This is a genomic window from Streptomyces griseorubiginosus (genome assembly GCF_017614965.1).
Lineage (GTDB): Bacteria > Actinomycetota > Actinomycetes > Streptomycetales > Streptomycetaceae > Streptomyces > Streptomyces griseorubiginosus_B.
On the sequence record NZ_WVUG01000296.1, the window covers coordinates 1 to 10,888 of the forward strand.

Below are 10,888 nucleotides of genomic sequence, written 5' to 3' on the forward strand. Positions count from 1 at the left end.
GCCCAAAACGAGACCGACCTCCGCACCATCCACTCCGTGCTGAAGGAGGCCTTCACCGACGACCCGGAGCACCCCCACCCGGACTTCGACGCCTTCCACCACGCCCAGCGCCGACGCGAGGGCTACAACCCCGACTTGTGGCTCCTCGCCGAACTCGACAGCGTCCCCGCCGGCGCCCTCATCGCCCGCGACCCCGTCGACCGCGCCTGGATCGCCTGGCTCGGCGTCCACCCCGCCCACCGCCGCCACGGCCTCGGCACCCAACTCCTCACCACCGCATTCAGCCTCCTCCGCGCCCGCGGCCACCGCACGGCCGGCGTCGACGTGGACACCCACAACACCGGCGCCATGCAGGCCTACACTTCCGTCGGCATGACCCTTCTCGGCACGGCCGACCAGTGGCGCAGGACCTACGTCTGAACCCGGCACCCGCCCGGCGTCAGGCGAGGGCGACGCCGCCGGTGGTAGGCCCAGGCGAGAGCCAGAACGATCGGTGGAGATCGCCGGTCAGCGGGCGACTCCCCGGTGCGTCAGGACGGGCAGGGCCCGCACCAGCGGGGTCGCCCACCTCGGGCCGGTGCGGACCCTGCCGAGCACGCGCCAGTTCTTCAGGTGCGCGAAGCCGTGCTCGACCGGGGCCCGGACCGCGGCCAACGCCATGTCAGACCGCTTCTGGCCCCCTGGTCAAGGGACGGTTGCGGGCCGCCTTGTAGCCGTTGATCACCGCCGGGCCCGCGTCCGGGCCGCTGTCATCGAGACCGATGAAGCCCCGATCCGCGATCGCGCCTAGGCCGGCCGCGCCCGGGTGGGCGGTCAGCTTGTCGTGGCGGCAGGCGGTGATCTCCGAGGTGCGTCCGGGCCGGACCGCTCTCACCCCGCCTCGGCCTGGTGTTCGGGGGCGAGTTGGGCCACGGCGGTCAGGACGGCGTCCGTGCCGTAGGTGTCGACGAGGTCGACGAAGGCGGGCAGGTCTTGCCCGGCCGGGTCGTGGGCAGCGTAGTGCTCCGGTCTGGCGGTGAGTGGTGGACGGTGTGCACGTTGCTACTCTGTTGTGATGAGCCCGGGCCAGCCAGCAGCGGAGCCGCCGGAGGCGGAGCGGCGTCGGCGACCGCGGGGAGCGGTCCGTGAGGGCCTGGTCGCGGCGGGGCTCGAGCTGGCGCGGGCGGGTGGTCCGGATGCCGTGGTGCTCCGCGAGGCCACGCGGATCGTGGGTGTGGTGCCGAATGCCGCCTACCGGCACTTCGCCGACCGTGACGAGCTGTTGGCCGAGGTCTGTGCGGCGGCGATGCGGGAGCTGGCCGACCGTATGGCGGCCGGCATCGCCCAGGTGCGCGGCACATACGGCAATCCGTGGGCTGCGCGCGATCGGCTGCGCGCCATCGGTACGGCGTACCTCGACTTCGCTCGGGAGGAGCCGGGGCTGTTCGCGACCGCGTTCGCGGTGCCGCGGCGGCATGCGTACGGGGTGGCGAACGGCGGGGCCGACGGGGAACGCATGCCGCTGGACCATCTTCGCGCGGTCCTGGACGAATTGGTCGACGCCGGCGCGCTCGACGCGCGGCGCCGGGAGGGCATTGAGTATCCGATCTGGTCCCAGGTGCACGGGCTGGCCGTGCTCCTCGGGCAGGGCCCCCTGCGGGAGGTCCCCGAGGCGGACCGTCGGCGCATCGAGGAGCGGACCCGCGCCTTCGTCGAAGACAGTCTGGCGTAGGCCGCCCGGGTGCCCTCCTCGTGCTGGGCGTCAGACGGTTACCGGCTGGTCGCAGTTCGGGCACCGGAAGGTCCGCCGCCGCGCGATGGCACGGACGATCGCGCAGTAGACGAAGGGGAATCCCATGTCCGGGATCTCCCTGGCGCCGACAACCTGCCTGTGGCGCAGCCACTTCCCAGACCCGTCTCCACGTGGGGGCTCATGGTTTCCTCCCGTTCACTTGGACGGGAAGGTGGACCCGTAGAAGACCGCCCCCTCCGCGCAGCAGCAATGCCGTCATGGCGAGTGCCATGATGGCGACCGAGGTCTGGGCTCTCCGGCGGTGATCGGAACGGTGGGCACCGGCGTGGCCCGCCGCCGCTTCAGGACCCTGGTCTCGCGCTGCGCGGTCACCGAGATCACCCGGTTCATGAACGCCGCGGCGACGATGCCGAGCGTGATGATGCCCGGCACGTAGTACACCGAGCTGTCGAGCGTTCCACCGGCGACCCGGACGACGCTGCCACAAACACCGGGGCGAAGATCACCAAGGACATCACCGGCAGCGCGGGGTGAAGAACCGCGACTGCGGGTTGCGGTGAAGGGCACGCAGGTCGCAAGGAATTGGTGCAGGGAAAGGACGGACCCCCCGGTCATCGTGTGCCTCCGGCGGTCGTCTCGGTGAGCGCCAGGTAGGCGTCCTCCAGACTGGGACGGCGTACGTCCAGGTCGGCCAGGTCGGCGCCACGGGTCTCTGCCCAGCGCATCAGCGGTACCAGTACGGCGAGCGGAGAGGCGGCGTGCGCCAGCAGCCCGTCGCCCTCCTGTCCGGCCACGGCGGCCCGCACATGTCGGGAGGTCCGGTCCTCCACGGCGACGCCGGGGCAGGCCGAAGCGGATGTCGGCGGGTGCGTTGTTGCGCCCGGCAAGCATCGCGGGCGTGCCCTCCGCCAGGATCCGGCCACGGGCGATCACCGCCACCCGGTCGGCCACATACTCCGCCTCGTCCATGTAGTTCGTCGTGAGGAACAGGGTTACGCCGAGTTCGCGCAGCGCGGACAGCATCTCCTACGCTGCCCGCCGCGCCAACGGGTCGAACCCGGTGGTGGCGCGTCCAGGAACAGCAGCTACGGATCCCCGATCAGCGCGAGCGCCACGTCCAGCCGACGTCGCTGCCCACCGGAGATGCGGCCGGCGATCGACCTGGCACGGTCGTTCAGGCTCACCAGTTCCAGCGTCTCCCCGACACCGCGGGGAGCCCGGGTCGTAACACGCGTAGACCTGCAGGCACTCCGCGACGGTCAGGCCCTGCTCGGGCTCCGTAGCCTGCAGGACCACTCCGATCCGGGCCCGCCAGGACTGCCCTCTTCCCTGCGCCGTTGGGGCCGAGGAAGGCGAACACCTTGCCCCGGCGGACCCGTAGATCGAGACCGCTTACGACTTCGAACGCTCCGTACCGCCGACGGAGGTTCGAAACACTGATCACGGTCTCGGTGCCGGAGGTGGCGGTGCTCCCCTACCAAGCCCACTCCCCCGGGAGCTCCTGCGGTGCCGCACCGCCGAAGGGAACGCTCTCCATGTCAGTCCAGCGCTTGTTCGTCACGGGAGTACGGCGAGGTCGCGGACAGTACCGTCTCCACCAGACCTGTCTGCAGGTCCAGCACGTGTCCCGACACTACGATGCGGTCGGCGACGAGCGGCGACGATCGCAGCCGCTGCACGTCGGCGCGTGCCGTGACGTGCGGGTCGACGATGGCCGCGGCCTGCAGGCCGGCGTCGGCGAGGCCGGTCCGGGCGGCGAAACCGTGGCGGAAGTCGTCGTCGGCCAGGAAGCCCGAACCGCACTGGGTGTGGTGGATGACCGCCACTTCCAACGGTGGTAGGTCGGTTGCTCCCATCGCCTCCCGCAGCGACGTGACGAGCGCGATGTCGAAGATCGTGCCGTCGTTGACCCGACCGCCCGCGTTACGCACCACGAGCGCGTCGTTCTGCTCGACGCCGAGGAACCCGGCCGGCTCCACCCGCGGGTCGATACAGGTGACGATCAGGACTCCGGTCTTCGGTATCGGGTTCAGCTGCGCGAGCCGGCCGGACTCGGCGTATGCGCGGTTGCGCCGCGCGAGCTCATCGAACGCGGACATGCTGTCCTCCCTTTCCGATGGGGGTGGTCGGGGTGGGTGCTGTGCACCAGATGTGGTCAGCCGAGCGCGGCGGCTTCCGGCGTCGCGACCTGCCGCGTGGTCCTCGGCCTCGCGATCAGGCGGCGCAGGGAGACGACGTGCAGGGCGAGCAGGAGCGGGACACCCGCGGTCGGGATCAGGACGATCGGGAGCAGGGCGAGCGCGTCGTTCGGCTGGGCGGTGTGTACGATCCCGTAGCCGGTCAGGCCCCCGAGGACCAAAGCGGTGACCAGATCGAGTGTGCCGAGCGCGTGGAACCAGAGCGCGCCGCGGTGACCGGTTCCCCGGGCGAGCCGGCGGGCCACGAACGGTGCCCGTATCCCGACCGCCATGTCGCCGAGGCCGGCCGGAATGGCGAACAGCGCGGACAGATGCCCCAGGGCCATCACGATCAGGAACGAGACGCCGGCGATCCGGAAGGCGTGCGGCAGGGTGCTGCGGCTCAGGGAACCCGGGGCTGCCAGGGCGCGGGCGACGGCCGGAATCCGGCTCGTCGCCAACAGTGCGATCAGGGATCCACCGGCGGCGATCCCCAGCCAGGGCGGCCCGTCCAGGGTGCCCTGGTAGTGGCCCCGCGCGGCGATGACCGCGCTGACGGCCAGCCAGCCGCCCAGGACCACGCCGGCCGTGATCGCCAGCGACGCCGCCCGCGCCGGCGACGAGCCGGCGCTGCGTGCGCCGCGATACAGCACGAGGCAGGTGACGGCAGGGAAGCCGATCGCGCCAACGAGGCAAATGAGCCATACGTACCAAGGTGGGCTGTACATGATCTCGGTTCCTCCGCTTCCGCAGGGAGACAGCGTTAGTGGACGCTGTCCACAAATATACGTGGACACTGTCCACTTAGATAGACTCTGCGGGTCACCCGGCAACAGGCAGCCCGGCGAGTCCTCCGGTCAGGCGGTCGGTGTGCAAGCGCACCTCGGTGCGGCGGACGGCCGACCGCAGGCCGGGCAGGCACGCGGAGATCCGGGCGAACGCCTCGTGGAGTTCGACTCGGGCGAGGGCGGCGCCGAACGTCACCTCCGCTGAGGAAAAGGTCGCGGCGCCACAACGGGAACCTGGAGGAGCGGGAGATCGCAGTGCTGGCCCGTCAGCAGCCGGTCGCCACGGACCTTCGGATGGTGATGACTTCGCTGCGGATGAGCACGGACTTGGAGCACGGTGGAGTCCTGCCGCAGCAGGTGGCCAGAGTGGTGGCCCGTAGGCACCTCCCCACATCAGGTTCCTGATCCGGAAGTCGGTGGCTTCGTTCACGTGCGTTCCCGCCTACAAAGCCTGATGGCGTCCGCCGGGTTGCTTAACTGGATGCGGATGGCGTCGACGGCGGGACGGGCGAGAGGGAACAGTTGATGCGGACTGGCATCCAGGCCGGGGAACAAGTTCAGGTGCGCAAGGTGAAATGGCCGCTACCGGACGCGACTGAACCCCGGTCGGTTTCCGAGTGGGACGCCCGGGTGCTGGGCACCGACCAGTTCGGTACCTGGTTGTTCTGCGGGGAGGGCGAGATCCATCGCGGGAGCAACGGTGAGTCGTGGGTGGTCCCCAGTGACGGCGTACAACTGCTGCCCGACTCTGGCTGGTGGGCAGCGTGGTGGTGGCGCACGGACCGCTGGATCAGCGTCGACATCTGCACACCACCGGCTCTCGGCGAGTCGGGGTGGAGCTACGTCGACCTCGAACTGGATCTGGCCCGGCTCGCGGATGGGACGGTCCTGCTCGTGGACGAGGACGAGTTCGAGCAGACCGTAGTCGAGTGCCGGATATCTGCGGACGTCGTCGCCGAGGCCAGAGCCGCAGCGGCCGATCTGCAGATCAGGCTGGCCGACGTGGCCGTACCTGTCGTGGCGGCCGGCTGGGAGTGGATAGACCGCGCGTGACGCCGGTTTGCCGACACTCCCACCACCGCACGGCGAGATCGCGATCGCCCCGCTGGTCAGGGATTCGGCTGACAGAGCGACCGGGCGGTGATGACTTGTCGGTTTGAAGCGGCCGCGGAAGCGTGACGGGCACGGGCTCCCGTGACCATGGAGTTCTCGACGCCCCGTGATCCGAGTGGAAGACCGTGCCTGCCGACGCATCAACACCGATTCCGGCCGCCCTTGACCAGCTCCGCGAGCAGCCCCGGATCGTACTGGAGAAGGTGCCGGGAGCCGCCCTTCATCAGCATGCACACGGCTGTCGTCCCGCTGACGGCGATTGTCATCGGCTGATCGTCGGCGGCCTGACCTTCCTCTCACAATCCTTCATTGCAGCCGCGGTCCTCGCGGGACTGGGGGCCGGCGGCCTCAGCGTGCCAGTACTGCGCTCGCTGATCCACTGACGCCCACACCGCGGTCACGCGTCTCCCGCCCAGACTGCCCACCCACGGCGATCCGCACCCCGTTGCATGCCTGATGACGCAACGTACGGGGGCAGATGGCGTACCGAAACGCTGTCGACACCAAGCCCGCGAAAACAGGACGACCGGCGACGGACGGCGCTCATGCTTCCAGACGATCCAGCCAGGCGTCCTGGCCGTCCGCCAACGAGAAGGCCAGGGGCAGCGGCTCGAAACGGCAGTGGAACATCATGCCGTTGTCGCGCCCCCCGCCGGTCACGTGGTGGTCCCACGCATCCGGGACATCTGCGTTGTCATCCACCTCCAGCTCGAAGAAGGTGGTGTGGCGTGGGAAACGGCGGATCGGGTGCGGCGTGTGCTCCTCCGCGAGGCGGCGCAGCACCCGCACGCAGGTCAGCCCGCACTCCTCCGCGACCTCCCGCAATACCGCCTCTTCCAGCGGCTCCTCCGGGGCCACACCCCCCGCCGGGACGTGCGTGCCGGGCGGCAGGTCCGCGTCGTGATCGAACACGAGCAACTCCACCGACCGTCCCCGCGCGCCGGCGCAGGACGTAGGCAGCCACCCGGACGCGCAACGTCAACTCCCGCATTCCCGCAGCGTAGGGGTTACAGACCACGCCGTCTCCGTCGTCCGCCGCGTCGTCAATCCGGTCACGGGTGAGAGCGCGGACAACTATCTGCCCGACACTCCTCCGATCCCCTGCCCTGGATCGCATCCCCGTCTCGCCTGGAGCTGGTCGATCCCCAGTCGGATGGACCTGCGGTAGCCCTCGGGGAGGTTGATGTCGTCGAGTTCCCGAGCGTGGAAGAACGCCAGGTCGGCATGTTCCGTCCCGAGCGCGAGTGAGACGTCGCCAACGGGGCGGGCCAGATAGCTGGTGACGGCGACGCGTCCCGTGCCTGGGATGTCGTAGAACCAGGTGTCGACGATGGCACCCACGACAATGTCGATCCCGGCCTCTTCGCGGACCTCACGTCGCACCGTGTCCTGCGACGAGGCGTCCTGGGCCTCGGCACGGCCGCCCAACAGCTCCCATTCCCCGCGGGGATTGGAGCCCAGCAGCACGCGCATCTCACCGTCGAGCAGAACGGCTTTGAAAGACGTATCGATGGGACTCTCCCTCGGTGCGAAGGTCATTCGGCAACGGTCCATGGTCCCGCCCGGGGCACCCTGCGCCGGGCGGCCGGCCGCAGGCAGGGAGTGCAACGCGGTCGTGACCAGCGCGAGGACCGGCAGCCCACCGCCGCGGGCCATTCCCACCGGGCAGGTCGCCAGACCGTCGCCGCGGTGGTCAGCCCCCGCACCGCGTCCCGGCGCACGAAGATCAGGCCGCCGCCGATGAACCCGATGCCGGACAGGATCTGGGCCGCGACCCGGGAGGGGGCAAAGGAGACGCTCTCCAGGCCCAGGACGCCGGCGAAGGCGTGCTGGGAGACCTCCATCATCAGCGCGCTCGCGATCCCCACCGGGGTGTGGGTGCGCAGCCCCAGCTCGCCCAACTGCCTCAGTCCCTGCCCGTTTCGGCGCGGTACGGCCCTGTCCTGCCGGCGATAGAGGTCGCGCAGCAGGGAAATCTCGGCGCCATCCGACAAGATCAACCCGACTCGGGATCGGAATGCTCTCCCGGGCAGGTCAGGGGGTCAGGGGGTGTCGGGGAGGTAGTCGTCGGCGCTTTCGCCGGTGACGAGGTAGATCACGCGGCGGGCGATGGAGACGGCGTGGTCGGCGAAGCGTTCGTAGTAGCGGCCGACCAGGGTGACGTCGACGGCCGTCTCCACGCCGTGGTGCCAGCGCTCGTCCATCAGGTGATGGAAGATCATGCGGTGCAACTCGTCCATCCGGTCGTCGTCGCGTTCCATCTGCAAGGCTGCCTCGACGTCCTGGGTGATGAGGACCTCGGCGGCCTGGGCCATCAGCCGCTGGGCGAGCTGGCCCATCTCCAAAAGCGTGCGGCGCAGATCATCCGGCACCGCGTGCTGGGGATGGCGCCGCTGCGCCACCGTCGCGACATGCTGCGCCAGAACACCGCAGCGTTCCAGGTCCGCGCTCATCCGCAGTGACGTGACCACCGTCCGCAGGTCCGTGGCGACCGGCTGCTGGCGGGCCAGCACCGCGATCGTCCGCTCCTCCAACTCCCGCTGCAGCGCTTCGACCTGCTCCGCGGTGGAGGTGACGCTCTGCGCCTGCTGGAGGTCGGCGTCCAGCAGGGCGCCGGTGGCCCGGCCCATGGCCGAACCGACCAGGTTCGCCATCTCCACCAGCGCCTGAGTGATCGACTCCAGTTCCTTGTGATACGCCTCGCGCATCCCGTCCTCACCGCCCAGTCCGCAAGCCCCGTCCTCACCTGCTGCCAGCCTCCCACACCGCTGACTCCAGCTCGCTCACCCCCCGCGTACAACGAGCCGGGGACCTCGATGGTCAGAGAGTACGACGATCACGCACCCGGGCCCTTTCTTCAGGTGGCCGAACGTACTCGATCCCCGCCTATTGGGGGCAGGGCAGAGGAGGCAGTCTGTTGGCCGACACCGACCGGGTTGGAACGAGCGTCGGGCTCCGTCGCCGTACCGCCACGCAGCCGGCGCCACCACCCACAGCCCCCGCCGCGGCCCAAGCTTCGGCGGACACCGCACCCCAGCAACTGCACCGCGGCATGACCCTGCTCGCCACGATCAGCCTCTTCATCGGCACCCGCGACGCCTGGACCGCCGCAATGGGCTCGCGTCCTGCCGTCGCCGCCGTCATCTCCCTGTGCTACGCCTCGATCCTCATCTGCGGCGCCCTCAGCCTGCTCATACGCACCCAGCGGGTACTGGCCCGCGTCGACGCCGTAGTCCTGATCACCGCCCTCGCCCTGGCCGCCTGCGGCTACCTCCTCCATCACGCCGGCGCCGACGAAGCCGCGCTGACCGCCCAGGCCGCCGACCAGATCCGGCACGGCCACCCCGTCTACGGCCAGCCATGGCCCTGGCTGTTCAACCTGCCGCACGTCGGGATCACCAAGACCATGTCGGGCGGCGCCGACTACGTCTACGGCTATCCACCCCTGACCGCCGTGCTCGCCGCACCCATGCACGCCGTCATCCCCACGACGGCAGCCGCCACCATGGTCACCACCGGTGCCCTTTTCGCCGCCACCGTCCTGCTCTGGTTCCTGCTGCCTGCGCCCTGGCGCTCCGCCGCCACGGCCGTCTGCCTCGGCTTCGGGTTCCTGCCCCACTACGCGGCCTACGGCTACCCGGCCATCACCGCCCTCGCCCTGCTCATCCCCGTCGTCGTGCGCTGGCCCCAAACCGGACAGGGCGGAGTTCTGGGATCACGCGGCACCCTGCGGGCGATCTGCCTGGGCGCGGCCTGCGCGGCCCAGCAACTCGCCTGGTTCTTCACCCCGTTCCTGCTGATCGGCCTGTACGCCATCCGGCGCGGTGAACTCGGACCCCGCCGCGCCCTGGCCCTCACCGCCCGCTACACCGCCACCGCCGCACTCACCTGGTCCGCCGTCAACGCCTACTTCGCCGCCCAGGACTTCTCCGCCTGGCTGGACGGCATCCTCCTGCCGCTCAACCAGAAGGCGATCCTGCACGGACAGGGCGCGATGGGCATCTCCTACTACTTCACCGCCGGCAGCAGCCACCTCGACTACTACACCTACGCCAGCCAACTCCTCCTGCTCGGTCTGCTGGCCGCCACGCTGCTGTTCTTACGGCGGCTGGGCCCGGCCATCACCGTCCTGCCCTGGATCGCCTTCTACCTGGCACCCCGCTCCCAGGACGGCTACTTCCTGCTGATGACGCCGCTGTGGCTGGCGGCCGCCGCCACCGTCCCAGCCGCCGCGCTCGCCACCGCCTGGCAACCGCGCCTGCCCCGCCTCAACAGCCGACGCGCGAAAGCAGCCCTAGCAGCCGGACTACTCGCCCCCGCCTTCGCCTGCGCCGCCGTCGCCGCCTCAAGCCCGCCACCACTGCAGCTGACCCTCACACCCCGCTACGCCACCCACGGCTCACAAGCCGGCGTCACCGCCATCACGTTACGAGCCGTCAACACCACCGGTTCTCCCCTGACACCGCACTTCGCCAGCCGCAAGGGCCACGGCGCCTCCAACTGGTGGACCATCCAGTCCGGCCCCACCACCCTGGCACCGCACACCTCCGCCAACTACATCATCAAACCCCCCGGCGGCTTCCGCCCCGTGCCGGCCGGCCACTCACCGACGTACCTGATCGCCGTCACCGCAACCCCCATGACCATCACAACCGCCCCCATAGCGGCCCCCGCAACAGGAGCGCCAGCCTTTGCTGACGGCGGCGATTGAGCACCTCGAGGATCAACGGCTCTTCCTGCGTTCCTCCGTCGACCGCTCACCTTCGACGGCACCATCATCGAGACCGGCACCGACTCCTATTCGCCTCGCCAGCAGCCGCGCCCGAGCCGAGGAGCCGGTCAAGGCCGGCTGAACCATCCGGGGCCGCCCCGCCTGCGGCGGGGGGCGGACGCAGAAGCAGGACACCTGGGCCAGCCGTGAGATCCTCTCCATCCCTCTCTTCGGAGGGAATCCCCGCCTTCAGGCGGGGAGGGAATCCGATCTCAGGGCTGCTCTGACCCGCAGGTTACGACGGACGTTTTTGCTGCTCGATGTACTGACGGACGATCGACAGCGGAGCTCCGCCACATGATCCGGC

Annotated in this window: 14 protein-coding genes and 1 pseudogene; 5 read left to right on the forward strand and 10 right to left on the reverse strand. The window is 70.1% G+C overall.

What is annotated here, in order from left to right; all coding sequences use genetic code 11:
• Positions 1-420 (forward strand): GNAT family N-acetyltransferase (locus GRC12_RS35810; RefSeq protein ID WP_208784184.1); only part of this gene is annotated, 420 nt, incomplete at its 5' end.
• 87 nt (positions 421-507) lie between these two features.
• On the opposite strand, the gene GRC12_RS45990 is transcribed toward GRC12_RS35810, so the two are convergent.
• Together GRC12_RS45990 and GRC12_RS45995 are read right to left on the reverse strand one after the other, a co-directional pair.
• Complete coding sequence (locus GRC12_RS45990; RefSeq protein WP_244374295.1) at positions 508-660, reverse strand: hypothetical protein; 153 nt, start codon at positions 658-660, stop codon at positions 508-510.
• A 1-nt stretch (position 661) separates the two neighbouring features.
• The gene (locus GRC12_RS45995) at positions 662-874 is read right to left on the reverse strand and encodes a hypothetical protein (protein ID WP_244374296.1); all 213 of its coding nucleotides are present in this window, start codon (positions 872-874) and stop codon (positions 662-664) included.
• 180 nt (positions 875-1,054) lie between these two features.
• Here GRC12_RS45995 and GRC12_RS35820 point away from each other — a divergent pair, with 180 nt between their 5' ends.
• Together GRC12_RS35820 and GRC12_RS46550 are read left to right on the forward strand one after the other, a co-directional pair.
• Positions 1,055-1,711 (forward strand): TetR/AcrR family transcriptional regulator, encoded by a 657-nt coding sequence (locus GRC12_RS35820; RefSeq protein WP_208784186.1) that lies wholly within the window; start codon positions 1,055-1,057, stop codon positions 1,709-1,711.
• 322 nt (positions 1,712-2,033) lie between these two features.
• Positions 2,034-2,168 carry a hypothetical protein gene (locus GRC12_RS46550; RefSeq protein WP_280117565.1) on the forward strand — a complete coding sequence of 45 codons (135 nt, stop codon included), beginning with the start codon at positions 2,034-2,036 and terminating at the stop codon, positions 2,166-2,168.
• Between the two features lie 175 nt (positions 2,169-2,343).
• On the opposite strand, the gene GRC12_RS46000 is transcribed toward GRC12_RS46550, so the two are convergent.
• The 4 genes from GRC12_RS46000 to GRC12_RS35840 all read right to left on the reverse strand — a co-directional run bounded on the left by GRC12_RS46000 (position 2,344) and on the right by GRC12_RS35840 (position 4,893).
• On the reverse strand, positions 2,344-2,526 hold the full coding sequence (locus GRC12_RS46000; RefSeq protein ID WP_244374297.1) for a hypothetical protein: 183 nt from the start codon (positions 2,524-2,526) through the stop codon (positions 2,344-2,346).
• A 744-nt stretch (positions 2,527-3,270) separates the two neighbouring features.
• The gene (locus GRC12_RS35830; protein WP_208784187.1) at positions 3,271-3,831 is read right to left on the reverse strand and encodes a carbonic anhydrase; all 561 of its coding nucleotides are present in this window, start codon (positions 3,829-3,831) and stop codon (positions 3,271-3,273) included.
• Between the two features lie 56 nt (positions 3,832-3,887).
• The gene (locus tag GRC12_RS35835; RefSeq protein WP_208784189.1) at positions 3,888-4,637 is read right to left on the reverse strand and encodes a hypothetical protein; all 750 of its coding nucleotides are present in this window, start codon (positions 4,635-4,637) and stop codon (positions 3,888-3,890) included.
• A gap of 94 nt (positions 4,638-4,731) precedes the next feature.
• Entirely contained in the window at positions 4,732-4,893 is a 162-nt protein-coding gene (locus GRC12_RS35840) for a hypothetical protein (RefSeq protein ID WP_208784191.1), read from the reverse strand.
• Positions 4,894-5,222: 329 nt separating this feature from the next.
• Here GRC12_RS35840 and GRC12_RS35845 point away from each other — a divergent pair, with 329 nt between their 5' ends.
• Positions 5,223-5,750: a DUF402 domain-containing protein gene (locus GRC12_RS35845; protein ID WP_208784193.1), complete on the forward strand. Its 528-nt coding sequence runs from the start codon at positions 5,223-5,225 to the stop codon at positions 5,748-5,750.
• Positions 5,751-5,950: 200 nt separating this feature from the next.
• On the opposite strand, the gene GRC12_RS46555 is transcribed toward GRC12_RS35845, so the two are convergent.
• From GRC12_RS46555 to phoU, 4 genes and pseudogenes are all read right to left on the reverse strand, one after another.
• The gene (locus GRC12_RS46555; protein ID WP_280117566.1) at positions 5,951-6,076 is read right to left on the reverse strand and encodes a hypothetical protein; all 126 of its coding nucleotides are present in this window, start codon (positions 6,074-6,076) and stop codon (positions 5,951-5,953) included.
• A 277-nt stretch (positions 6,077-6,353) separates the two neighbouring features.
• A complete protein-coding gene (locus GRC12_RS35850; RefSeq protein WP_308286714.1) occupies positions 6,354-6,734 on the reverse strand; it encodes an NUDIX domain-containing protein in 381 nt (126 codons plus the stop codon).
• A gap of 150 nt (positions 6,735-6,884) precedes the next feature.
• A pseudogene (locus GRC12_RS47165) lies at positions 6,885-7,777 on the reverse strand (MgtC/SapB family protein).
• Positions 7,778-7,852: 75 nt separating this feature from the next.
• A complete protein-coding gene (gene phoU, locus GRC12_RS35865; protein ID WP_208784195.1) occupies positions 7,853-8,518 on the reverse strand; it encodes a phosphate signaling complex protein PhoU in 666 nt (221 codons plus the stop codon).
• A gap of 209 nt (positions 8,519-8,727) precedes the next feature.
• Here phoU and GRC12_RS46560 point away from each other — a divergent pair, with 209 nt between their 5' ends.
• Positions 8,728-10,521, forward strand: a complete 1,794-nt coding sequence (locus GRC12_RS46560; protein ID WP_280117567.1) for a hypothetical protein — start codon at positions 8,728-8,730, stop codon at positions 10,519-10,521.
• The last annotated feature ends 367 nt before the right edge of the window (positions 10,522-10,888 follow it).

Excerpts from the sequence above, each read along its gene's own strand:
- GRC12_RS45990 (WP_244374295.1), bottom strand. The coding sequence starts at position 660 with ATGGCGTTGGCCGCGGTCCGGGCCCCGGTCGAGCACGGCTTCGCGCAC.
- GRC12_RS35820 (WP_208784186.1), top strand. The coding sequence starts at position 1,055 with ATGAGCCCGGGCCAGCCAGCAGCGGAGCCGCCGGAGGCGGAGCGGCGT.
- GRC12_RS35830 (WP_208784187.1), bottom strand. The coding sequence starts at position 3,831 with ATGTCCGCGTTCGATGAGCTCGCGCGGCGCAACCGCGCATACGCCGAG.
- GRC12_RS35835 (WP_208784189.1), bottom strand. The coding sequence starts at position 4,637 with ATGTACAGCCCACCTTGGTACGTATGGCTCATTTGCCTCGTTGGCGCG.
- GRC12_RS35845 (WP_208784193.1), top strand. The coding sequence starts at position 5,223 with ATGCGGACTGGCATCCAGGCCGGGGAACAAGTTCAGGTGCGCAAGGTG.
- GRC12_RS46555 (WP_280117566.1), bottom strand. The coding sequence starts at position 6,076 with ATGACAATCGCCGTCAGCGGGACGACAGCCGTGTGCATGCTGATGAAG.
- phoU (WP_208784195.1), bottom strand. The coding sequence starts at position 8,518 with ATGCGCGAGGCGTATCACAAGGAACTGGAGTCGATCACTCAGGCGCTG.